Annotated in this window: 24 protein-coding genes, 1 tRNA gene and 1 pseudogene; 9 read left to right on the forward strand and 17 right to left on the reverse strand. The window is 61.9% G+C overall.

Annotated elements, in window-relative coordinates; translation table 11 throughout:
* Positions 1-4 precede the first annotated feature (4 nt).
* From chrA to OOT33_RS15460, 6 genes are all read right to left on the reverse strand, one after another.
* Positions 5-1,315 carry a chromate efflux transporter gene (gene chrA / locus OOT33_RS15435; protein ID WP_307750921.1) on the reverse strand — a complete coding sequence of 437 codons (1,311 nt, stop codon included), beginning with the start codon at positions 1,313-1,315 and terminating at the stop codon, positions 5-7.
* 220 nt (positions 1,316-1,535) lie between these two features.
* A complete protein-coding gene (gene rplA / locus OOT33_RS15440; protein ID WP_307750922.1) occupies positions 1,536-2,237 on the reverse strand; it encodes a 50S ribosomal protein L1 in 702 nt (233 codons plus the stop codon).
* Positions 2,238-2,241: 4 nt separating this feature from the next.
* A complete protein-coding gene (gene rplK, locus OOT33_RS15445) occupies positions 2,242-2,673 on the reverse strand; it encodes a 50S ribosomal protein L11 (protein ID WP_307750923.1) in 432 nt (143 codons plus the stop codon).
* Positions 2,674-2,807: 134 nt separating this feature from the next.
* Positions 2,808-3,344 carry a transcription termination/antitermination protein NusG gene (gene nusG / locus OOT33_RS15450; RefSeq protein WP_307750924.1) on the reverse strand — a complete coding sequence of 179 codons (537 nt, stop codon included), beginning with the start codon at positions 3,342-3,344 and terminating at the stop codon, positions 2,808-2,810.
* Between the two features lie 29 nt (positions 3,345-3,373).
* Positions 3,374-3,580: a preprotein translocase subunit SecE gene (gene secE, locus OOT33_RS15455; RefSeq protein ID WP_307750925.1), complete on the reverse strand. Its 207-nt coding sequence runs from the start codon at positions 3,578-3,580 to the stop codon at positions 3,374-3,376.
* Positions 3,581-3,717: 137 nt separating this feature from the next.
* Positions 3,718-3,793, reverse strand: a tRNA-Trp gene (locus tag OOT33_RS15460).
* Between the two features lie 105 nt (positions 3,794-3,898).
* On the opposite strand from OOT33_RS15460, the gene aat reads away from it, so the two are divergent.
* On the forward strand, positions 3,899-4,621 hold the full coding sequence (aat, locus tag OOT33_RS15465; RefSeq protein WP_373690590.1) for a leucyl/phenylalanyl-tRNA--protein transferase: 723 nt from the start codon (positions 3,899-3,901) through the stop codon (positions 4,619-4,621).
* A gap of 35 nt (positions 4,622-4,656) precedes the next feature.
* On the opposite strand, the pseudogene OOT33_RS17950 reads toward aat, so the two are convergent.
* The 4 genes and pseudogenes from OOT33_RS17950 to OOT33_RS15485 form a co-directional block, all read right to left on the reverse strand.
* A pseudogene (locus OOT33_RS17950) lies at positions 4,657-5,082 on the reverse strand (DUF2155 domain-containing protein); the annotation flags it as partial.
* On the reverse strand, positions 5,064-5,459 hold the full coding sequence (locus OOT33_RS15475) for an NADH:ubiquinone oxidoreductase subunit NDUFA12 (protein ID WP_307750926.1): 396 nt from the start codon (positions 5,457-5,459) through the stop codon (positions 5,064-5,066). The gene OOT33_RS15475 and the pseudogene OOT33_RS17950, both read right to left, overlap by 19 nt.
* A gap of 43 nt (positions 5,460-5,502) precedes the next feature.
* Positions 5,503-6,063 carry a DUF192 domain-containing protein gene (locus OOT33_RS15480; RefSeq protein WP_307750928.1) on the reverse strand — a complete coding sequence of 187 codons (561 nt, stop codon included), beginning with the start codon at positions 6,061-6,063 and terminating at the stop codon, positions 5,503-5,505.
* Positions 6,060-6,596, reverse strand: a complete 537-nt coding sequence (locus OOT33_RS15485) for a RecX family transcriptional regulator (protein ID WP_307750929.1) — start codon at positions 6,594-6,596, stop codon at positions 6,060-6,062. Before OOT33_RS15485 ends, OOT33_RS15480 begins: the two co-directional genes overlap by 4 nt.
* Positions 6,597-6,728: 132 nt before the next feature.
* Between OOT33_RS15485 and OOT33_RS15490 the strand changes: the two genes are divergently transcribed.
* Entirely contained in the window at positions 6,729-8,510 is a 1,782-nt protein-coding gene (locus tag OOT33_RS15490) for a fatty acyl-AMP ligase (protein ID WP_307750931.1), read from the forward strand.
* A 106-nt stretch (positions 8,511-8,616) separates the two neighbouring features.
* On the opposite strand, the gene OOT33_RS15495 is transcribed toward OOT33_RS15490, so the two are convergent.
* The gene (locus OOT33_RS15495; protein ID WP_307750932.1) at positions 8,617-8,871 is read right to left on the reverse strand and encodes a hypothetical protein; all 255 of its coding nucleotides are present in this window, start codon (positions 8,869-8,871) and stop codon (positions 8,617-8,619) included.
* A gap of 153 nt (positions 8,872-9,024) precedes the next feature.
* Positions 9,025-11,214, reverse strand: a complete 2,190-nt coding sequence (locus tag OOT33_RS15500; protein ID WP_307750933.1) for a family 1 glycosylhydrolase — start codon at positions 11,212-11,214, stop codon at positions 9,025-9,027.
* A 327-nt stretch (positions 11,215-11,541) separates the two neighbouring features.
* Here OOT33_RS15500 and glf point away from each other — a divergent pair, with 327 nt between their 5' ends.
* Both glf and OOT33_RS15510 read left to right on the forward strand, forming a co-directional pair.
* Complete coding sequence (gene glf / locus OOT33_RS15505) at positions 11,542-13,809, forward strand: UDP-galactopyranose mutase (protein ID WP_307750934.1); 2,268 nt, start codon at positions 11,542-11,544, stop codon at positions 13,807-13,809.
* Positions 13,810-13,857: 48 nt separating this feature from the next.
* Positions 13,858-14,358: a hemerythrin domain-containing protein gene (locus tag OOT33_RS15510; protein ID WP_307750935.1), complete on the forward strand. Its 501-nt coding sequence runs from the start codon at positions 13,858-13,860 to the stop codon at positions 14,356-14,358.
* 74 nt (positions 14,359-14,432) lie between these two features.
* Here OOT33_RS15510 and OOT33_RS15515 read toward each other — a convergent pair whose 3' ends face one another.
* The 5 genes from OOT33_RS15515 to OOT33_RS15535 form a co-directional block, all read right to left on the reverse strand.
* Entirely contained in the window at positions 14,433-15,620 is a 1,188-nt protein-coding gene (locus OOT33_RS15515) for an alcohol dehydrogenase catalytic domain-containing protein (protein WP_307750936.1), read from the reverse strand.
* 3 nt (positions 15,621-15,623) lie between these two features.
* A complete protein-coding gene (locus OOT33_RS15520; RefSeq protein WP_307750937.1) occupies positions 15,624-16,307 on the reverse strand; it encodes an SRPBCC family protein in 684 nt (227 codons plus the stop codon).
* A 143-nt stretch (positions 16,308-16,450) separates the two neighbouring features.
* Positions 16,451-16,990, reverse strand: a complete 540-nt coding sequence (locus OOT33_RS15525) for a nicotinamide-nucleotide amidohydrolase family protein (RefSeq protein WP_307750938.1) — start codon at positions 16,988-16,990, stop codon at positions 16,451-16,453.
* Complete coding sequence (locus tag OOT33_RS15530; protein WP_307750939.1) at positions 16,983-17,390, reverse strand: DUF6766 family protein; 408 nt, start codon at positions 17,388-17,390, stop codon at positions 16,983-16,985. The genes OOT33_RS15525 and OOT33_RS15530 overlap by 8 nt, the downstream gene beginning before the upstream one ends.
* Before the next feature lie 96 nt (positions 17,391-17,486).
* On the reverse strand, positions 17,487-18,113 hold the full coding sequence (locus OOT33_RS15535; protein ID WP_307750940.1) for a DUF4142 domain-containing protein: 627 nt from the start codon (positions 18,111-18,113) through the stop codon (positions 17,487-17,489).
* Positions 18,114-18,422: 309 nt separating this feature from the next.
* Here OOT33_RS15535 and OOT33_RS15540 point away from each other — a divergent pair, with 309 nt between their 5' ends.
* The 5 genes from OOT33_RS15540 to OOT33_RS15560 all read left to right on the forward strand — a co-directional run bounded on the left by OOT33_RS15540 (position 18,423) and on the right by OOT33_RS15560 (position 21,095).
* Positions 18,423-18,794 carry a PRC-barrel domain-containing protein gene (locus OOT33_RS15540; RefSeq protein ID WP_307750941.1) on the forward strand — a complete coding sequence of 124 codons (372 nt, stop codon included), beginning with the start codon at positions 18,423-18,425 and terminating at the stop codon, positions 18,792-18,794.
* Between the two features lie 99 nt (positions 18,795-18,893).
* On the forward strand, positions 18,894-19,526 hold the full coding sequence (locus tag OOT33_RS15545; RefSeq protein ID WP_307750942.1) for a helix-turn-helix domain-containing protein: 633 nt from the start codon (positions 18,894-18,896) through the stop codon (positions 19,524-19,526).
* 178 nt (positions 19,527-19,704) lie between these two features.
* A complete protein-coding gene (locus tag OOT33_RS15550; RefSeq protein WP_307750943.1) occupies positions 19,705-19,908 on the forward strand; it encodes a hypothetical protein in 204 nt (67 codons plus the stop codon).
* 133 nt (positions 19,909-20,041) lie between these two features.
* On the forward strand, positions 20,042-20,224 hold the full coding sequence (locus tag OOT33_RS15555) for a DUF3008 family protein (RefSeq protein ID WP_307750944.1): 183 nt from the start codon (positions 20,042-20,044) through the stop codon (positions 20,222-20,224).
* Positions 20,225-20,243: 19 nt separating this feature from the next.
* Positions 20,244-21,095: an SDR family oxidoreductase gene (locus OOT33_RS15560; RefSeq protein WP_307750945.1), complete on the forward strand. Its 852-nt coding sequence runs from the start codon at positions 20,244-20,246 to the stop codon at positions 21,093-21,095.
* Positions 21,096-21,164 lie beyond the last annotated feature (69 nt).

Consider the following 21,164-nt stretch of genomic DNA (forward strand, 5'->3'; position numbering starts at 1 on the left):
CCGCTCACATATGCATGAATACGCGCAGCATCAGCGCAGCCATGCCGCACAGACATAACATCGCCACCACCCCTATCCGCCCGACGAACAGCAGCCCGAAGGCCAGCGCCGCCAGCACCATCGCCGTGAGATTGGGGCTGTGCACATCCGGCACGATAAAACGCAGCGGGCCATAGCGGACCAAGCCAACGCGCCAGAACAGCACATGCACCCCAAACCACAGCGCGACATTGGCAATCACGCCGACCACCGCCGCTGTCAGCGCCGCCAGCCCGCCCTGTAGCCGCTTTGCATGCTCCAGGCGCTCAATCCATGACGCGAAGGTGAAGATCCAGAGGAAGCAGGGCACGAACGTCACCCATGTCGTCACCAGCGCGCCCAACATGCCCGCCACCAGCGGCGAAAAGGGCTCGGGCAGGCGATAGGCCCCGAGGAAACCGACGAACTGCGTCACCATGATCAACGGGCCGGGCGTGGTTTCGGCAAGGCCCAGCCCGTCGGCCATCTCGCCGGGGCGCAGCCAGTGATAGGTCTGCACCGCCTCCTGCGCCATATAGGCGAGTACCGCATAGGCCCCCCCGAATGTGACAACCGCGAGGCGCGAAAAGAAGGCGGCGATCTGCATCAGTACGTGGTCCGGGCCGACTGTAAGCGCAATGGCAACGAAAGGCAGCGCCCAGGCACCGATCAGGATCGCCGCGATCCGCATCGTGCCCGACACGCGCGTCGGCGCCGACGCCCCGCCGCCCTCAGACGCGACCTTGAGCGCCAGCCATTCAGGTCGCCACGCGGCAATGATCATGCCGATCGCGCCTGCGCCCAGCACCACTACCGGAAAGGGTAGATTGAAAAAGAACACGGCAATGAAGGACGCCACGGCAAGTATGCGCTTGAACGGGGTAGTGAGTGCCCGCCCCGCGATCCGTAACACCGCCTGCACGACCAGCGCCAGCACCGCCGCCTTGACGCCGAGGAACAGAGCGAAGACCCAGCCGACCCCGCTCGCCAAAACATAGATGATCGACAATGCCAGCATCACGGCCGCGCCCGGCAGTACGAACAGACTGCCCGCCGCCAGCCCCCCACGCACACCGTGCAGCCGCCAGCCGATCCAGGTTGCGAGCTGCTGAGCCTCAGGGCCGGGCAGCAGATGGCAGAAGTTCAAGGCGCGCAGAAACTGCTCTTCGCCGATCCACTGGCGCTCCGCCACCAGCTCCTTGTGCATCAGCGCAATCTGCCCCGCCGGGCCGCCAAAGCTGAGGCAACCGATCCGCCCGAACAGGCGGACCATATCCCTGAATGATGGGTTCTCCATGCGCTCCCCCGCCGAATCCGGCATGGAACAGCGCATGATTTGTCGGCCAGATCAATTCATTTCAGCGTGCGGATGACCTTGACCAGCCACCGACACATCACCGACCCGTGCACGGTACAGCTCCTCCGCGAAATACACACGCAACGAAAAACCCCCTCAGGTACGGCCCGAGGGGGTTTGAAACATGAGCCAGCGGGGGATCACCCCGCTGGGGTCAAGATCAGACAACGCCGCCGACCTGGGCCACGTCCACCTTCACGCCGGGGCCCATCGAGGAGCTGAGCGCGATCTTGCGGACATATTTGCCCTTGGAGCCGCTCGGCTTCGCCTTGACGATGGCATCCACGAACGCGTCGAAGTTCTTACGTAGGTCGCCTTCCGCGAAGCTCGCCTTGCCGAGGCCGGCATGGATGATTCCCGCCTTCTCGACACGGAACTCGATCTGGCCGCCCTTCGCCGCCTTCACCGCTTCGCCGACATTGGGCGTCACGGTGCCGAGCTTCGGGTTCGGCATCAGTCCCTTGGGGCCGAGTACCTTGCCGAGGCGGCCGACGAGGCCCATCATGTCCGGCGTGGCGATCACGCGCTGAAAGTCGATATTGCCGGCCTGGATGCTCTCCAGCAGATCTTCGGCGCCCACGACGTCGGCTCCGGCAGCAGTTGCCTCGGCGGCCTTCTCGTTGCGGGCGAACACCGCGACGCGCACGGTCTTGCCGGTGCCAGCCGGAAGCGTGACGACGCCGCGCACCATCTGGTCCGCATGGCGGGGATCGACGCCGAGGTTGATCGCGACCTCGACCGTCTCGTCGAACTTCGCGGTCGCGTTGCTCTTGATGAGTGCGATCGCCTCGTCAACGCCGTGCAGCTTGTCACGGTCGATGCTGGAGGCCAGAGCCTTTGCCTTCTTGCTGAGCTTTGCCATGTCCTTAGCCCTCCACCACAGTGAGGCCCATCGCGATAGCGGAGCCTTCGATGATCTTCGTAGCGGCCTCGATGTCGTTGGCATTGAGGTCGGCCATCTTCGCCTGCGCGATCTCCGCGAGCTGTGCGCGGGTGATCTTTCCGGCGGAAACCTTGCCCGGCTCCTTCGATCCGGACTTGAGGTTCACGGCCTTCTTGATCAGGTAGGTGGCCGGCGGCTGCTTGGTGATGAAGGAAAAGCTGCGGTCGGCATAGACGGTGATGATCGTGGGCAGCGGGGTGCCCTTGTCCATCTTTTCCGTCTGCGCGTTGAACGCCTTGCAGAATTCCATGATGTTGACGCCGCGCTGACCCAGAGCCGGGCCGATCGGCGGCGAAGGATTGGCGGCGCCCGCAGGCACCTGGAGCTTGATATAGCCCGTAATCTTCTTAGCCATGTGTCACTCACTCTATATGTGGGCCGCCGCGCGTCGCCACGCCTTGGCCCGGTTCAAGTTTAGCGGTGTTGACGGAAACCCGAAGGCATCCTCCCGCGCTTATCCCCGGCTGTTACCCCGGAAATCTCTTTAAACTACTTCGCCAGTTCGACATCCTCGAACGCCAGCTCCAACGGCGTGGCGCGACCGAAGATGGAGATGGAAACCTTGACCCGGCTCTTGTCGAAATCGAGTTCTTCGACGGTGCCGGTGAAGCTGGCGAAGTTGCCGCTCGTCACCTTCACCTGATCGCCGATCTCGTAGTTGACGGAAATCTTGTGCTTGGGCGCAGCGGCGGCTTCTTCCTTGGTGTTGAGGATGCGCGCGGCCTCGGCCTCGCTAATCGCCTGTGGTTTGCCCGAGGAACCGAGGAAACCCGTCACCTTCGGCGTATTTTTCACAAGGTGATATACGTCATCGTTCATGGCCAGCTTCGCCAGCACATAGCCGGGGAAGAACTTGCGCTCGGACTGCACCTTCTTGCCGCGGCGCACTTCGGTCACGGTCTCGGTCGGCACTTCCACCGATTCGACGAGCTGCGACAGGCCCAGGCGCTCCGCCTCGGACAGGATCGAGTCGCGAACCTTGTTCTCGAAGCCCGAATAGGCATGAATGATATACCAGCGCGCCATAGTGCTCCGTTCCAATACCCCAGTTTCGCTCATCCCTGACCTGAGGCCAGGTTGAGCAGCAGCGTGACCACCCAGCCGAAGAAGCTGTCGATCCCGAAGAAAAACAGGCCGAGCAGCGTGGTCATGATCAGCACCATCACCGTCGTCACCATCGTCTCGCGCCCGGTGGGCCAGACGATCTTGCGCGCTTCAACCTTGACCTGGTTGAAAAATTCGCCGGGACTGGACTTCGCCACGCTAAACCCACCTGTTCCAACACAAACACCAAACCGCGAAGCGACAAGCCTCCCTCCGGTCCTTCATGGCCGGATAGAAGCCGCCTCTTCGCGACGATCGCCACGCCTTAGCCCCGCACTCGCAAAAGCGCAAGTTTTGGCAGGAGTGGAGGGACTCGAACCCCCGGCATTCGGTTTTGGAGACCGACGCTCTACCAGCTGAGCTACACTCCTGCACTTTCGGCTGGCGAAGGGGCGTCCCTTAGCCGTGCAAACCAGCCAGCGCAACCGGAAATACCCCTTGGAAGCACGCATTGGCTCTGCCACACCGGGGCGAACATGCTGATCGATCCGCTTCTGCTGCTGCGCGCTTATGCTATCGGCGTCTTTCCGATGTCAGACGACCGCGACGCGGACGAAATCTACTGGGTGGAGCCCAAGCAGCGCGCAGTCCTGCCGCTGGATGAGTTCCACCTTTCCCGCTCGCTGGCAAAGACGGTGCGGGCAGACCGATTCCGCGTCAGCGTGAACGAGGATTTTCGCGGCGTCGTGCAACTCTGCGCAGAGGCCGCGGCCGACCGCCCGACCACATGGATCAATCACGCCATCGAAGCGAGCTATGCCCGCCTGCATACCCTCGGCTTTGCGCATTCGGTGGAATGCTGGGAAGGTGATACACTTGTCGGCGGGCTCTATGGGGTCGCGCTGGGCCGTGCGTTCTTCGGCGAGAGCATGGCCTCGCGTCGCACCGATGCCTCCAAGGTTGCGCTGGCGTGGCTGGTGGCGCGGATGCGGCTGGGTGGCATGACCCTGCTCGATTGCCAGTTCATGACGGATCATCTGCGCTCGCTGGGCGCCATCGAGATCAGCCAGCGCAATTACCGCGCGCTGTTGGATACAGCGCTGTCCGGCATTTCGCTCGCCGACGAGTCGACGCTGTTGTCTGCAGGGCCGGGGCCTGAGGCGGCATCGGCATTCGCGCCGGATCTGTCGCCCACCTTGACCGTATCGGGACCGGTATCTGGCCATTTCATCGCGCAGCTCCTCACCCAGACGTCGTAGACCGGGTGCTGCACCACGTTACGCTCCGGCCGTTCGCGGAATACCCAACCGGAGAAAACGCGGCGCCATTCTTCCTTGCGGGGAGTGCGCACATCGAGCTGAACGAACGCGCCGACTTCCTTCTCGCCTTCCCACGGGGCGGTCGCCTCGCAGGCCCGCAGCCGCACGATGGCATCGCCCACACGCAGTGCCTGCCCCGGCTTCATCGTCAGATCGCGGGTAAGGCCGTTGCGCTTGTTCAAGAGGCCGACCACAGCCACCCGCTGCGCCATCGGGGTCACGCCCGCCATATTGCTCAAGGCTTCAGGAGAAAGTGGGGAACCATCCGCAGCGACCGGGCGCGAGGCGTCCCCCTGTGGCAGCTGATTCGCGCCATCGCCGCAACCGGCCAGTGCCGCGATAAGCCCGAGCAGCGGCGCGGCATGACGCACAGCCCGCAGACTCACCTGTCGGGCGTCCATGCCTCATAATCTCCGGTCGCGGCGGCACGTAGCCCCCCGGCCTCGATAGCGCCGCGCGGGCGGTAGGCGCTCGCCGTACCTGTCTGGTTCGGCGTGTAATCCGCCTCCCAGACGCGCGGCGGGGGCAGAAAGCTCTCCGGCGCGCCCTCAATACTGTGGTGCAGCCAGCCATGCCATTCGGCGGGCACGCGGCTCGCGTCGTTGGAGCCGTTGTAGATCACCCAGCGGCGCGGGTTGCCGTCCAGCCCCCTGCCGCCCTCATAATAGACATTACCCATATGATCCTCGCCCACCCGTCGGCCTTTGATGGCCGAAAAGAGCGCGGTGCCGATGGTGGCGCCTTCCCACCAGGTGAAGATGTTCTTGAGCAGTCCCATGAGGCGCGGATTAAGCCGCGCAAAGGCGCTTGGCAAGCGGCTTCTAGTCTGCGGCGGGGCAGAAACTGGCCTGATCCACCGTCGCCTGTTTGACGGCCGGCCTGTCGGTGCAGGGGCCCCAGCTTATGCGATCACCCTCCCTGATCCCCAACCGGGCCGCGTCGCCGCCGCGCAGCTCCAGCACGCCGGCCACCGGTTCTTCCGCGAATAGAGGAGTGCGGTCATAGGGGCGGGCGTTGGCAATGATACGCGCGATGCCGCCATTCATAGTGATGAAAATCAGGTCCAGCGATGTCGGCGTGTCCTTCATCCAGAAAGCTGGCATCCGCGCGGGCAGCATCGGAAAGAGCATGCCGTCGCCCGGTGCGAGGTCCGTTCTGTGCATCAGTCCGCGCTCTTGCTGCTCTGCGGACAGCGCAAGCTCTATGGCAAGCCGGGTCGGCGCCCGGCCATCCTGGTGGTGGATCAGCACCGGCACCTTATCGAGATGCTGCCCGGCGCCTGTCGACTGTGTGGGCGCTGGCGCGGTATCACCCTTGTCCTGCGCGGGCGAGCAGGCCAGGGTCAGGGCGCACAGGGCCAGCGCGATGGCGGACAATCTCATTCTTCGCTCCGTTCGGGAAATTCACCCGGTGCCGCATCGACCCAGGCGCGCGCGGTGGCGAAGTCATGGCCCGCGCGCACGAACGCCGCAATCTGTTTTTCCCGCACCGCTCGATCGGCCAACTCCAGCGCATAGGGGCCGATGCGCTTTTTGCGGGCGAGCGTATCCGCCGCATCCCACCGTCCGGCCTGCGCCTGGTCCAGCGCGGCGGCGCGGGCATCCTCCGCGATGCCGTCCGCCGCCAGCGCGCCCCTGATCCGCCCCGCGCCGAGCCCACGACGCGCCATCGCCGCGCCCTTCATCCGCGCATAAGCGGCATCGTCGAGATAGCCCAGCTCCGCAAAACGGGTGCACAATGCCGCGACATCCGGCTCCCGCGCCTCAGCCCAGCCGCGCTCCTGGAGCTTGCGCGCAAGATAGCGCTCCAGCCGCGCTCCGCTGGTCGCGAACCGCCCGACATAAGCCAAAGCCAGCTCCCTCAGAGCCGCCTCATCCAGCGCAGGTCGCTTGTTTTGGGCGCGATATCGTGCCATGCGCCACTTTTGTGCCACAGTCGCGTCCGAATTTGAACTTGAGTTATGCGCTAGAGGCGTAAAGCATGCCGAAATGGCCATATGAGCTGTTCGGGGTCGCATATGAAGGGACTGGAATTGGCCGGAAACGAGATGACTGACAGCGCCGTATTGACGCGGCCCGACGCCGCTGCCGCCTCGAAGGGGGCAACCGCACTACGTCCGCTGCCCACGCATGACAGCCTGCCCCGCCGCTTCTCAGACTTCGCCACGATGGGCGAGGCCCTCGATTACGCCGCCACCGGCGCGCGTGGCCTCAATTTTCATGATGCGCGCGGTAATCTCGCCCGGCCCTACCCCTATTCCGAGTTGCGCTCTGATGCGCTTGCCTGCGCTTATCGGCTGATAGCCGCCGGCATCCAGCCGCAGGATCGTATCGCACTGGTGGCTGAAACCGGCGTTGAGTTTGCGCAGATGTTCTTCGGCGTCATCTATGCAGGCGCATGGCCGGTGCCGCTTCCGCTGCCCACCAGCTTCGGCGGCAAGGACAGCTACATCGACCAGCTTTCCGTCCAGCTCCAAAGCTGCGACCCCAAGATCCTGTTCTATCCCGCCGAACTGGCCGAGATGGCGGGGGCGGCGGCAGCCGCAAACGGCGTGGAGGGCATCGCGTTCGAGGATTTCATCGCTCGTGACGCTGCACCCTGCACCCTGCCGCAGGCAAGCACCGACGAAATCGCCTATCTGCAATATTCCAGCGGCTCGACCCGTTTTCCCCACGGCGTCGCCGTAACCCACAAGGCACTGCTGTCCAACCTTGCGGCACACAGCCACGGCATGCAGGTGCAGGAGAGCGACCGCTGCATTAGTTGGCTGCCGTGGTATCATGATATGGGCCTTGTCGGCTGCTTCCTCTCGCCTGTCGCCAACCAGGTGACGGTGGATTATCTCAAGACCGAGGACTTCGCGCGCCGCCCGCTCGCATGGCTCGATCTCATCAGCCGCAACGAGGGCACCTCGATCAGCTATTCGCCTACCTTCGGTTACGATATCTGCGCGCGCCGCATGTCGAGCCAGATGAAGGCGTCAGAGCGGTTCGACCTGTCACGCTGGCGCCTTGCGGGGAACGGCGCGGACATGATCCGCCCCGATGTAATGCAGAGCTTCGTCGATGCGTTTGCCGATGCCGGTTTTAAGCCTTCCGCCTTCCTGCCGAGCTATGGGCTGGCCGAGGCGACGCTTGCCGTAACCATCATGCCGCCGGGCGAAGGGATCGTTGTCGAGCTGGTCGGGGAGACCGATCTTTCCGGCGGAGACGCTGCGGAGGGGCGTCCACAGCGCTATCGCGCCATCGTAAACTGCGGCAGGCCGGCGCGGAACATGACGGTCGAGATTCGCGAGGAGGACGGCACGCCGCTGCCCGATGGGCAGATCGGCAAGGTCTGGACAACCGGACCGTCGCTGATGGTCGGCTATTTCCGCGATGACGCAGCCACGGCAGCCTGCATGGCGGACGGCTGGCTGGATACGGGCGATATGGGCTATATGTCGAACGGCTATCTCTACATCGTCGGCCGCGCCAAGGACATGATCATCATCAACGGCAAGAACCACTGGCCGCAGGATATCGAATGGGCGGTAGAGCAACTCCCCGGTTTCAAGCAGGGTGATATCGCCGCCTTCGCCATCACCACGCCGGGCGGCGAGGAAGCACCCGCCGTGCTGGTGCATTGCCGCACATCTGATGCGGAAGAGCGCGCGAAGCTGCGCGATCAGATACGCGACCGGGTGCGCGCCATTACCGGCATGAACTGCGTGGTCGAGCTGATCCCACCGCGCACGCTGCCGCGCACATCCTCGGGCAAGCTTTCCCGCTCCAAGGCACGCACGCTGTATCTCGAAGGCGAGATCGTGCCCTACGACGTCGCTGCCTGAACGCCGGGCAGCACTGTCACCTGATCATGCACCAAGAAGCACTGTAAGCGGGCCGGGTGACCCGCTTACGGTTGCCGCCTGAGCAGCAGCTCAGCGTCTGGGGCGATTAAGCCGCCAGATCCAAGCGGTTGCCAATGGGCTCACACAGATGGGCATAGCGGCCTTCGCAGGCAGCCTCCTCTTCCGTCAGCGGTCGCATGTAAGAGATGCTCAGCGTGCGCCCGAACACATCATCCCCTCGCAGACGAAGTTCCGCCCCCGCGTCCTCGCCCAGCGTCTGCCGCAGCGACACCAACGTGTCGATCAGCGCATCAAGCGAAGTGTAATCGGTAATCTCGATATAGTCTTTCACGATCCTCATGGTCAAAATCCCCAACCTAACCCATTGCTGTTTTACCGGATCGCATTCTATCCACGCAATATTGTATTTGCGGTGAATGAGCACGGTCCACCGCATAAATAGCTGAAATTCCTTATTTATAGATTAGCGACGCAGCGTTGACACAGACGATGCTCAGACCAGATCGGGGCGGGTCTCGCGCAGCAGATGGGCGAAATGCGCAATTGCATCGTCTAGCGACCCCATCAGCCTGCCCTTCTCGCTCGTGAGCGGCACATAAGGCGGGCGCGGGGCCACCCAGTCCAGCGACGCGCCGGGGACCGACTCGATCCCCTCACTGCCGACGCCGCAGGCATCCGCCAGCCTCCGCCCGAACGCCGCCCAGCTCACAGGTTCGCCGTTGGTCAGGTGCCAGAGGCCATCTGCGCCATCTATGGCAAGGTCGAGCACGGCATCGGCCAGCTCGGGTACGAATGTGGGCGAGACGACATGGTCGTCGGCGGCGCTGAAGCTGTTACCCAATGCCAGCGCCTGAAGAGCATGAACAGCGAAATTATGCGGGTCCATCGCTGAAAAGAAAGCCGCTGTGCGAACGATGAGGTGGCTTCCTGAAAGGGCGAGAATAGCCTCCTCCGCCTCGCGTTTGGAGCGGCCATAGACGTTCAACGGGATTGCGGCGTCGCTCTCCTGATAGGGGCGCTCCGCCTGCCCGTCGAACACCAGATCGCTGGAGAAGCTGACCGTAGGGATGCCCCGCGCAGCGCAGGCTTCGGCGAGCCGCAGCGCGCCAGCCGCGTTGGCGGCATAGCATGCGTCTGCATGCGCTTCGGCCTCGTCCACGCGCACCCAGCCCGCTGCGTTGACGACGCACCATGGCTGATGCGCATCAAGCGCGCACGCAATTCCGCCCGGGCTCTCAAGATCGAGCTGATCGCGCGCGGTCAGCACATGGGCGATGTCGCGATGGCGACAGGCGGCGGCGATCGCACGACCGAGAGTTCCAGTCGCCCCCAGGATCATTAACGGGCGGCGGGTCCTCGCCGCCCAGCTTGGCGCGCTCAGATGCTCGCGGATCGGAGCAGGGCGCGGCGCGGGCAGATGGAGCAGGCGGATCGGCCTGCGCCACCATCCTGCGCCTTCGAGCACAGGATGGCCAACAACAGGGCCATCACCCAATCCTCGCAACAATCCCGCGACAGCGGTAGGACGGGGAGCGGGACCGCTCACGTCGAACGATCCCGCCTCATAGCGCCCCTCGGCGGTGAGCAGCGTATTCCAGCCATGGCTGCCAAACAGTGACCAGCTCGTGACCGCGCGGATATCGACGCCCTCCTGACGGAGGTCTCGGGCTGTCTCCCACGCCTCCGCCGTCCATCGCAATTGATCCTCTCGCGTGCAGCCATTGTGCACTTCTGTTATTGCCAGCGGGAGCTGATAGCGGTCCCATGCCTCAAGGGTGACGCCACGCAGGCCCGGCGGCGGCGGGTCCAGCACCCGCACCGCTTCGGTATCGGCAAAGCGCTGGCGCCCGTTGCCGCCGTGCTTGTGCGCCGGGTAACGTTGCAACCGGTGATCGAGAAAACGGTCGCTGGTGAGATAATGATTGATGCCGATGACGTCGGGCGGGCAAGGAGCCTCCGCGATCGCCCGCAAGCGCGCTTCCAGCCCGAAGCTGCACAGGCGCCGCCACAGAGCATGGCCGGGCACGACCATGCCGCACAGCAAGTCCCACCCCATCCACCGACGTGAATTGTCGAAGGCGGCCTGTTCACGCAAGGCGGCTGTGGCATAAGTCCGGCCGAGGTCGTCCGTCTGCACCAGCCGCGCGGCGGGATTGACCCGACGCACTTCTTCCATCGCCATCCGTACACCGTCGATCTGGTTCAGCAGCGCGCGCCAGAACAATGCCTCGTCACGCACGTGGGGATACCAAAGCCCATAAAGCGCGCAGAAGCGGGCGGTGGTCACGGGTTCATTGACCGGCGTCCAGTCTTCAATCCACGGATATCGCTCCGCCACATTCCGCGCATGACGGGCGAGTCCCGGCGCGAAATCATCTGACAGTATATCGGTGTAAACCGGCCCGCTGCCGTGATGGATCAGCCCTGCAATCACGCGGATGTCGCGTGACCGGAGCAAGTCGAGCTGAGCGTCGGTCCAGCTCCAGTCGCTTTCATCAGGGTTGTAGGGTGCTATCCGTTCCCACAGCAGGGGATATCGCACTGCAGCGAAACCCACGTCGGCCATAAGGCTGATATCAGAAGCTCGCTCATGATGGCCGCTCGCGACAATCTGGTCCCGATAGCGGTCTCCCACCCGATTGACCGTGCATTCCGGGCCGCCCCATAATTCCAAATCGTGCATCGCATCCCTTCCGGGCAGCGCCACCCACTGCACATAACCAGAAGCGGGTCGGATAGTTGCATCCTCCGACGTTTTAACGTGGAGCCGCCCGGCCTGTCAGCGTCAAGCGCCGAAATATGGTGCCTTTGCGCCGGGCCGCGGAACCGCGAGGCCGGGTGGAAGGTTACCCTAGCACCACCCAAGAGGTTTCCATTCATGAATGATCTCCCGATTTTTTGGGCAGCGACTGCGCGTGCCCGCAAAAATAGTCACGCCGTTGGCTCTTTCGACCTGATTTGCTTCAGCCATCTGCGATGGAACTTCGTTTATCAGCGTCCGCAACATCTGATGAGCCGTTTCGCAGAGCAACATGCGGTCACATTCTGGGAGGAACCGGTTTATCCCGATGGCCTGAGCGAGGCCCGCCTGGAGGTTCACAGGTGCCCGACCACGGGAGTGATGGTCGCAACCCCGCATCTGCCGGGGAGTCTGACTACCGAGCGGGAACAGCAGATCCTCAAGGCTCAGCTGGATGTTTACATGGCAGGGCGCGCCGACAATCCGCTGGTATGCTGGTATTATACGCCGATGATGCTGCCGTTTTCGGAGCATCTTGTCGCCGATTGCATCATCTATGACTGCATGGACGAGCTGGCCAACTTCAAGAATGCGCCTGCCGACCTAATACCGTTGGAGCAGGACTTGCTCCGGCAGGCAGACCTCGTCTTCACCGGCGGCTACAGCCTTTATGAAGCGAAGAAGGAACGGCATGCCAATATTCATCCGTTTCCCTCGAGCGTGGAGGTCGGCCATTTCGCCCAGGCACGGGATCCCGGTGTTGATCCTGCCGATCAGGCAGCACTTCCGTATCCCCGTCTCGGTTTCTATGGCGTGGTGGACGAGCGCATGGATCTCGAGCTGCTGGCAGCAGTAGCAGACGCGCGCCCACACTGGTCGTTTGTCATCGTCGGCCCGGTTGTGAAAATCCGCGAGGAAGATCTGCCCCAGCGTTCCAATCTCCATTATCTTGGAGGCAAAAGCTACGCCGAATTGCCGGATTACCTGCGCGGCTGGGATGTCGCCCTGATGCCGTTTGCCATCAATGAGGCGACGCGCTTTATCAGCCCCACCAAAACCCCTGAATATCTGGCTGCGGGCTGCCCGGTCGTTTCGACGCCGATTACCGACGTGATCCGCCATTATGGTGGCTTGGAGGCGGTTGCGATTGCTGACACGGCTGACGCATTTGCCGCCGCCTGCGATGCGGCGCTGCAGCTCTCCGCCGCACCCGCTTCCGAATGGCTGGTGGAAGTCGACAGCGTTCTTTCCGAACTGAGCTGGGACCGCACGGTCGACCAGATGCTCGAGCAGATAGAGGCCATTCTGGGCCACCCAGCCCATGTGCACCCGATCGTGTCGCCTGTGGTGTGGTCAGGGGAACGGCCCAAAGCCTATGACGTGATGATCGTTGGAGCGGGCTTCGCGGGTTCCGTCATGGCCGAGCGGCTCGCCAATGATGCTGGCAAGCGCGTGCTGGTGGTGGACAAGCGACCGCACATCGGCGGCAATGCCTATGACCGGCTCGATGAGGCAGGCATCCTCATCCATCAATATGGGCCGCACATCTTCCACACCAATAGCGACGAGATCGTCCGCTATCTCTCGCGCTTCACGGATTGGCGCCCCTATGAGCATCGCGTGCTCGCGGCGGTTGATGGCATGGAAGTACCGATGCCGATCAACCGCACGACGCTCAACATGCTCTATGGTCTCGACCTCAAGACTGACGAGGACGCCGCCGCCTATCTCGCTTCCCGCGCGGAGCCGGTACAGGAAATCCTCACATCCGAGGACGTCGTGATCGCCAGCGTCGGGCAGGATCTGTATCGCAAGTTCTTTCAGGGCTATACCCGGAAGCAATGGGGCATGGACCCGTCGGAGCTCGACAAGTCCGTCACGTCACGTGTTCCCACCCGCACCAATAGTGACGACCGGTATTTTACCGACAGCTTTCAGGCGATGCCCAAGCACGGCTATACCAAGATGTTCGAGAAAATGCTCGATCATCCGAATATCGATGTCCTGCTCGGAGTCGACTACAGCGAAGCGCAGGCGGCCTACCCGCATGACCAGCTGGTGTTCACCGGGCCGATCGATGAGTTTTTCGATTATCGTTACGGCAAGCTGCCTTACCGCTCGTTGCAGTTTCAGCACGAGACGATCGACGCTCCCCGGTTTCAGAAAGTGGCGACCGTCAACTATCCCGGCCTTGATGTGCCCTATACCCGCATCACCGAATACAAGCATCTGACAGGCCAAGACGCGCCGAAGACCAGCATCACCTACGAATTTCCCAGCGCGGAGGGTGACCCTTATTATCCAATCCCCCGCGCGGAAAATCAGGCGTTGTTCAAAAAATATGAGGCGCTCTCGCTTGCCCGGCCAGACGTGGTGTTTGTGGGGAGGCTCGCAACCTATCGATACTACAATATGGATCAGGTGGTCGGGCAGGCGCTCGCAACATATCGGCGACGCTTTGCTGCGGCCAAGGAGCCGAGTGTGCTTAGCCAAGCTGGAGGCGTGCTGCCTGTTCGGGCCATCGCCGCGAACGGCTGAATTCTGAACACATGCGTTTCAGTTCCCAATCATAGCAGGAGAACATTCATGGCTACCCAAGACGCAATCGCCCTATTGAAGGCAGACCACCGCGAGGTCGAAAATCTCTTTTCCGAATATGAAAACGCGGAAGGCGCAGCGGAAAAGCGCAAGCTGGCGGAAAAAATCTGCCTCGAACTCACGGTGCACACCCAGATTGAGGAGGAGATTTTCTACCCCGCCTGCAAGGGCAAGGTCGAAGAGGATCTGCTGCCCGAGGCCTATGTCGAACATGACAGCGCCAAGGTGCTTATCGCGGAGATCAAGCAGGGGAAACCTTCAGGCGAATATTATGATGCGAAAATTTCGGTGCTCTCCGAGATGATCAAGCATCATGTCCACGAGGAAGAGGCGTTCCTCAAGGGCATGTTCTCGCAGGCGCGCAAGAGCGACCTCGATCTGGCAGCGCTGGGCAAGCAGCTCGCCGCGCGCAAGGAAGAGCTGACCGCCCAGTACAAAAAGTCACTGCCGCGCCCTGAAGTCAGAACATTCGACACCGTCCAGGTCTGATCTCATTCCCATCGACCAAAGAAAGGGGAGACATATCGCTATGTCTCCCCTTTTTGCTCCGCGATGAAAAGCGCTCAGGCGGCCATCTTCATTCCGGGTTTCAGAATGACCTTGGTCCACTCGTCCTGATTGTCGTGAAAGCACTGATAGCCGCGTGGCGCATCCTCCAGCGGCAGTCTGTGGCTGATAAGGAAAGTAGTGTCGAGCTTGCCCTGCTGGATCAGCTCCAGCAACTCGGCGGTATAGGCCTGTACATGGGTCTGGCCGGTGCGCAGGCTGAGGCCCTTCTCCATGAGAGCGCCGAGCGGGAACTTGTCGGCCAGCCCGCCATAAACGCCGGGAATGGAAACCCGCCCGCCCCGCCTCACGGCGAGCAGCGCCTGCCGCAGCGCCGAAGCTCTGTCTGCGCCAATGCCGACCTTCTGCTTCACCGTGTCGAGCATATTGTCGATCGCAAACCCATGTGCCTCCATGCCAACGGCATCGATCACCGCATCGACACCCAGCCCGCCCGACATTTCCATCAGCGCCTCGCGCACGTCCGTCTCGCGGAAGTTGATGACGTCAGCGCCCAGACCGCGTGCCAGCTCCAACCGGTGCGGCCAGTGATCGATGGCGATCACGCGCGCAGCGCCCATGTGCAAGGCGCTCTGCACCGCGAACAGACCCACCGGGCCACATCCCCACACCGCAACAGTGTCGTCCGGCTGGATCTCGGCATTCAGCGCAGCCATCCACCCCGTGGGCAGGATGTCAGACAGGAACAGCACATCTTCATCGTCCATGCCATCGGGAATGACCACCGGGCCGATGTCGCTGAAGGGGACGCGCACATATTCCGCCTGCCCACCCGAATAACCGCCAGTCATGTGTGAATAACCGAACAATCCTGCCATCGCATGGCCATAGACAGGTGCGGCCAGGTCCTGCTTTTCCACCGGGTTGCTGTTGGAACAGGCCGAATATTGATGCTGCTCACAAAAGAAGCAGGCCCCGCAGGATATCGTGAAGGGCACCACGACGCGCTGCCCTTTGGTGAGGCTGCTCTTGGGGCCAGTTTCCACCACTTCACCCATGAATTCATGCCCCAGTATGTCGCCGGACTTCATGCCCGGTATCACGCCGTCATAGAGATGAAGGTCAGAGCCGCAGATCGCCGTCGAGGTGACTTTGATGATCGCGTCGCGCGGGTTGATGATTTCGGGGTCGTCCACTGTGTCGACCCGCACGTCGTGCTTGCCATGCCAGGTGAGTGCGCGCATCGTTCAGGCCTCCTCTTTCTCATGGTGACGGGTTTGTTCTTCCTGCTTGGCCGCGCGTGTTGCGTCGCGCCGCCGGGCCGAGGTGGCGATCTCGCCGGTCTCCATCAGCATCTTGAACCGCTTGAGGTCATGCCGCATCTGGATGGCAGGCTCGCGCATGAACATCTTGGCGATGGCTTTTCCGATGGCTCCCCCCGGCGGATCGTAGGCGACGATGGCGGTGACGCGAGTGCCCCGCTCGCCCGGAGCATCGCGGAATTCAACCCTGCCTTTGGTGTCGATGTCCGAACCCGGCACCGAGCGCCAGGCGATCAATTCGCCTTCAATTTCGCGGGCGATCTCGGTCTCGACATCGACCGTGAGATCGCCGGGCGCCTTGATCCGCCAGAGCGTGCGTTTCGGGCCGGTGTGCTCAACGGATTCGATGTTTTCCATAAAGGTCGGCAGATTTTGGAAATCGCGCCAGAATTCGAACAGCTCCTGCCGAGGCCGCGCAATCGTGACCGAACGCCCCTCAACATCATAATCGCCAAAATTTCGTCGCGCGGTCCGCCCAGGCGCGCTGTCAGGACTGCCGTGCGCCGCCTCGCGCTTGCGGCGAGCCATCGCCAGCGCGGCTGCGGCAGCCCCCGCGGTCAACACTGCAGCCAGCCCGATGCCGGCAGCTTTTCTCTCGCTATCATTCATGTTTTCGCTCCATTTGCGGCCAGTAAGATGTGCCGCTTTCGGTTGAAGCACTACAGCGCGGCAGGCCGGGTTGCGTTCCGTGCGATGGGTGGAGCCGGTAACCTATGTTAGAAATGGCCCGCAGGCCTGTTAAGCGCTGCCGCTTATCTCATCGCCTCCCGCATCATCTCAATCGCTACGCGGATTGTTTGGATGCGGATCCTTCCACGCCCCACATTGCCGAAATGCTCCTCGCGATGGATGAGAGAGCCGCCACGCCGGGCGCAGGCAAGATGCACCAGACCCGCCTCACCTTCCGGCCCCGCCTCCCCGGCAAAGCCCGTGACCGCGAGCACGATGTCCGCCTCGCTGGCCTTGAGGCCGCCCTCGGCCATTGCCCACGCGACTGCCTTGCTCACCGCCCCTTCTGCATCGATGAGCTGCCGGTCTACGCCCAGCATTTCGGTCTTGGCGTCTTCCGTATAGGTCACGAACCCTCGCTCAAAGACATGGCTACAGCCCTCCACATCTGTAAGCAGCGCAGCCAGTAAGCCGCCGGTACAGCTCTCAGCCGTTGCCAGTGTCACGTCGCGCTCGCATGCGACTGCCAACAGGTCTTTTACCGCCGCCTCCACATCGTCAGGCAACTGGTCGACGATGCGATTCACCCCACCCGATGCCAGCGAGAGGCTGCCTTCATTCATGACCGACATCTCCATGGCCGTGCGGCTTGGCATGGCCACCTACCCGGAGATACCGTTCGTCGATCTGGCCGATCAGGGCGCGCGCTTTTTCTTCACCGGCCGTCATGCGGATGAGCTCGTCAATCTTCGCCTCGAGCCGGTCGTCGTTCTCCTTGGATGATGGCGAGCCGACATAAAGAAAATAGGCGAGGCCGAGCACTTGCCACAGCAGCTGCAGAAATTCCGACTGCCAGTTTTCAAAGGTATCTCGCCCCATCTCCACCAGATAAGCAGATACCTCCGCCGTTTGATGATGCTCTTGCGCTTCGTCGACGAACGCATACCAACCGAAAACCCAGTGGCCGACAATTGAGACCAGAAAAAACCCGGCTGTTATCCAGCCATAAGCATATTTCTTCATCAGGCACCTCCCGAACATGCACCGGTGCGGAAACAACGCCACACCATCGGGAAATGTTCGCCGCTACATCCAAACGAAGCTGGACGACCGAAATGGTCAGCCGCTGGTTTTATCCAGCTCTCGCGCACGGGTAAGATGCTGCTCAATGATCGGCACCATCTCCCGCGCTGCAGACTTAAGAGGCCCTTCGGCGCCGTCAGCGGCATATTTCCGCATGAGCGCCAGCGCATCTTCGTGCGCATCGACCTGCCCGTCGATATACTCCTCGTCAAACGCTGCGCCCTTCATGCCGCGCAGTTCGGTCAGGTCGTCCTGCTGATCACCGGTCAGCTCAGCACTAGGTGAAACAGCCGGGCTTGAGGAGGAGGCCGCCGCCTTCAGCTTTGTGGTAGACTCCGTATGCGCCGCGAGCATCATGCGAGCGAAGTCCTTGACCTGAGCGGATGTTGCATTGGTGGCGGCCAGCTTGGCGGCGGCAATTTCAAAAGCGTCGCTCTTTGCTGCCTGATCGGCAAATTCCTGGGCGGTTGGGGTCGTCATCATTGCCTGCCCCGTGTTCTCTATGGCGTTACCGGCAGCGGTCGCCATATTCTCCATTGCGTTACCCGCAGAAGAGACGGTGCTGTTGTTCTCTTCGTTTTCCCGGCCATTGCAGTTTGCAAGCGTGAAAAGCGCCAGCCCTAGTAACGGGAGCGATGCCCCTGTTTTCCATCGATGCGTCATCAGAAACTCTCCCAGCCCGAATTGGGCGTCGCTATGGTTGAAATGAGACCGAAACCGCAAACGCAACGTGGTGGCGAAATTTCCCCTTCTTAACTTGGTTTAGCGATTTTGCTCCGGCCGTTGGCACCGGCCCGCATTGTGAAAATGCGTTCTGCCGTTGGCTATCGTACAGCCCGTCGCATACCGTCCCGATTTGAGACGAGATGCGGAACCCCCGTGCCACCCCCCCGTTACCAGCCCAACAGATGATGAGCCTGCGTCATTGAAGGGGCGGCCATCTTCATCCTCAAAGCCTCGCAGGAGTAACCCATGGCAGATCAACTTGACACCAACGAGACACAGCGCCTGATCGCCTCTGACAAGGTGGAGGGCACGGCAGTCTATAATCCGCAGGGCGACCGGCTGGGCACTGTCAGGAACTTCATGGTCGACAAGCGCTCTGGCACAGCCGAATATGCGGTGCTGGAATTTGGTGGGCTGTTCGGCCTCGGCACAGATCGGTATCCGCTTCCTTGGAACATGCTGACTTACGACACCGATAAGGGTGGCTATGTCGTCAATCTCACGCGGGATCAGCTCGACAATGCACCCCGCTATAATGGCGACGACAGCCCGGAATATACCGATGACTATGGTCGTACGGTCTATGGCTATTATGGCCTGAGCTATCCGCTCATCTGATGGTCGACATCACCCGTCCTGTTCAAAATCCCAGTGGCTTCAAGTGCGGTGTAGCACTTTGGGGACCGGGGAGTTGATCGCCGGTGAACGGGACATGCGATGAAACATTTCCCATCCCCGTCCGCAGCCGAGATCAGGCAGTTTCGCCCGAACCAGTATCTGGTGCAACCTGGAGAAACGCCGCATGCCTATTTGAAGCTGGTGGAGGGATGGGCGTGTCGCTTTCGCCTGCTGACCGATGGACGCAGGCAGATCACAGCCCTGTTCCTTCCCGGCGAATATTGCGAACCGCAATGGGGACTGGGTCAGGCGCCGCGCCAACCGATAGTCGCACTGACTACTGTGCGTGCCTACAGCGAGCCGATGAGTGACACCGGCGCAAGCGCTCTGGTGCTTCAGGCGCTGGTAACGATGCTCGATCGGCAGAACGAATGGATCGTCAGCCTTGGCAGAAAAAGCGCAACCGAACGGCTCGCAGGGCTGTTCTGCGATCTGTTTGACCGCATGAAGGCCGCCGGTCTCACCTATGGCAACCAGTGTGCGATGCCGCTGACACAAATAGATATCGCCGATATCGGCGGCCTCACATCCGTCCATGTCAACCGCGTATTACAGGGTCTGCGTAAACACAGGGTAATGGATCTGCGCTCGAAATGGCTGAGCATCCAGAACATGGAGGCACTGCGTCGGCTGGCGCTGCTGCCCGCCGGCCTCACCCAGACCGCCGCGTGAAACGCCGGAGCTTACCTCACCATCTGACGATCATCGGAGCGCCTCGCTTATCTGCGGTGCCACCTTCCGGATATGAGAAGGAAAAATGGGTCTGAATGTATCCCGGGGCGGATCGGCAGGAACCTTCGTCAGGCTGGTCGATTGAAAGCTGAAAAACGGCATTATTGGAGAATGGACCGTGACCGATCATTCCAAACCGAGCGGCCGCGCCAACGCGCGACCGGCAAAGGAAAAGGAAGGCCCGCTCGGCGATATCCTTCCGGGTAGGACCAAGGATGCGCGCACCGGCGGGGGGCAACCGCAGGAGGATGTGGAAGACCGCCCGGTCGTCGGACGGGTGACACCGGAAGATTACCCCGAGAACCAGCGCAACAAGGGGTAGCAACGCTTGGCCACCAAAGGCCCCCGGTTCGTCTCGTCGCCCACGGTTTCCGAATATCCCGAGGAACTTGCCGTTAGACCCCCCGTTACCGCCTAACCCGCCCAGAGCAATAGTCGAGGTTCAGGAGAATAGGATGCCCGCAAAATCGAAAGCCGAGCAGATGGCGGCGGGGGCCGCCTTGTCCGCCAAGCGCGGCGAAACGAAGAAGGGCGCCCTCAAAGGCGCCTCGCGCTCGATGGAGAAATCCATGAGCGAGAAAGAACTGGAGGAGCTGGCCAGCACCAAGCGCAAGGGCAAGCCGGCACGCGTCAAGTAACCCGATTGGAGAACTGATCATGGCCGACCTCGACGAAATGATTCACGAGGACGCGCTCCCCGGCAACGAGAGCGAGCTCGAACCAAAACCGGAGTGGCAGCCGCGTTATCCAGGCTCTGGCCGCCTGGAGGGCAAGGTCGCGCTCATCACCGGCGGCGACAGCGGTATCGGCAGGGCAGTCGCCGCGTTGTTTGCGCGTGAGGGCGCGAATGTAGCGATCGTCTACCTCGTTGAAGATAAAGATGCACAAGAAACCAGGCGCATCATTGAAGCCGAAGGGCGCGACGCGCTGTTGTGCAAAGGGGATATCGGATCTGCGCAGATGTGCGAAGATGCGGTCTCCAAGGTCATCGAAAAGTTCGGCAGGCTCGATATCCTGGTGAATAACGCGGGGGAACAGCACCCCGATGAAAATATTGAGGACATAAGCGAGGAGCAACTGCGCCGGACCTTCCAGACCAATATCTTCGGCATGTTCTTCATGACGCAGGCGGCCCGGCCCCATTTGCAATCCGGCGCGGCCATCATCAACTGCACATCCGTCACCATGTATCAAGGCTCCAAGGAGCTGCTGGATTATTCCAGCACCAAGGGAGCGATCACGGCTTTCACGCGCTCGTTAAGCGAAAACCTCGTCGACAAGGGCATCCGCGTCAATGCGGTAGCGCCCGGTCCCATCTGGACTCCGCTCAACCCCTTTGGCGGAGCGACGAAGGACAAGCTCGCTCACTTCGGCGAGAGTACGCCGATGGGTCGGCCGGGACAGCCCAATGAAGTCGCGCCAGCTTTTCTGTTCCTCGCCTGCGAGGACTCGAGCTACATGAGCGGGCAGGTGTTGCATCCCAACGGCGGAACGATCGTTGGCAGCTGACGATCGGCGAGCGGCACGCTCATCGGCTTAGGTTTGCTTTCTGCTGTGCTGCGGCGAACCGTCTTTGTG

The sequence above is a fragment of the Sphingobium sp. DEHP117 genome, from assembly GCF_030867385.1.
Lineage (GTDB): Bacteria > Pseudomonadota > Alphaproteobacteria > Sphingomonadales > Sphingomonadaceae > Sphingobium.

Bases quoted from the DNA above. Each gene is read 5' to 3' on its own strand.
- aat (WP_373690590.1), top strand. From the start codon at position 3,899: ATGCTGATCGATCCGCTTCTGCTGCTGCGCGCTTATGCTATCGGCGTC.
- OOT33_RS15530 (WP_307750939.1), bottom strand. From the start codon at position 17,390: ATGAAGAAATATGCTTATGGCTGGATAACAGCCGGGTTTTTTCTGGTC.
- OOT33_RS15540 (WP_307750941.1), top strand. From the start codon at position 18,423: ATGGCAGATCAACTTGACACCAACGAGACACAGCGCCTGATCGCCTCT.
- OOT33_RS15515 (WP_307750936.1), bottom strand. From the start codon at position 15,620: ATGCGCGCACTCACCTGGCATGGCAAGCACGACGTGCGGGTCGACACA.
- nusG (WP_307750924.1), bottom strand. From the start codon at position 3,344: ATGGCGCGCTGGTATATCATTCATGCCTATTCGGGCTTCGAGAACAAG.
- OOT33_RS15475 (WP_307750926.1), bottom strand. From the start codon at position 5,459: ATGGGACTGCTCAAGAACATCTTCACCTGGTGGGAAGGCGCCACCATC.
- OOT33_RS15485 (WP_307750929.1), bottom strand. From the start codon at position 6,596: ATGGCACGATATCGCGCCCAAAACAAGCGACCTGCGCTGGATGAGGCG.
- chrA (WP_307750921.1), bottom strand. From the start codon at position 1,315: ATGGAGAACCCATCATTCAGGGATATGGTCCGCCTGTTCGGGCGGATC.
- OOT33_RS15480 (WP_307750928.1), bottom strand. From the start codon at position 6,063: ATGAGATTGTCCGCCATCGCGCTGGCCCTGTGCGCCCTGACCCTGGCC.
- glf (WP_307750934.1), top strand. From the start codon at position 11,542: ATGAGCCGTTTCGCAGAGCAACATGCGGTCACATTCTGGGAGGAACCG.
- OOT33_RS15560 (WP_307750945.1), top strand. From the start codon at position 20,244: ATGGCCGACCTCGACGAAATGATTCACGAGGACGCGCTCCCCGGCAAC.
- OOT33_RS15545 (WP_307750942.1), top strand. From the start codon at position 18,894: ATGAAACATTTCCCATCCCCGTCCGCAGCCGAGATCAGGCAGTTTCGC.
- OOT33_RS15500 (WP_307750933.1), bottom strand. From the start codon at position 11,214: ATGCACGATTTGGAATTATGGGGCGGCCCGGAATGCACGGTCAATCGG.
- OOT33_RS15520 (WP_307750937.1), bottom strand. From the start codon at position 16,307: ATGAATGATAGCGAGAGAAAAGCTGCCGGCATCGGGCTGGCTGCAGTG.
- OOT33_RS15490 (WP_307750931.1), top strand. From the start codon at position 6,729: ATGACTGACAGCGCCGTATTGACGCGGCCCGACGCCGCTGCCGCCTCG.
- rplK (WP_307750923.1), bottom strand. From the start codon at position 2,673: ATGGCTAAGAAGATTACGGGCTATATCAAGCTCCAGGTGCCTGCGGGC.
- OOT33_RS15535 (WP_307750940.1), bottom strand. From the start codon at position 18,113: ATGACGCATCGATGGAAAACAGGGGCATCGCTCCCGTTACTAGGGCTG.
- OOT33_RS15495 (WP_307750932.1), bottom strand. From the start codon at position 8,871: ATGAGGATCGTGAAAGACTATATCGAGATTACCGATTACACTTCGCTT.
- OOT33_RS15510 (WP_307750935.1), top strand. From the start codon at position 13,858: ATGGCTACCCAAGACGCAATCGCCCTATTGAAGGCAGACCACCGCGAG.
- OOT33_RS15525 (WP_307750938.1), bottom strand. From the start codon at position 16,990: ATGAATGAAGGCAGCCTCTCGCTGGCATCGGGTGGGGTGAATCGCATC.
- OOT33_RS15555 (WP_307750944.1), top strand. From the start codon at position 20,042: ATGCCCGCAAAATCGAAAGCCGAGCAGATGGCGGCGGGGGCCGCCTTG.
- rplA (WP_307750922.1), bottom strand. From the start codon at position 2,237: ATGGCAAAGCTCAGCAAGAAGGCAAAGGCTCTGGCCTCCAGCATCGAC.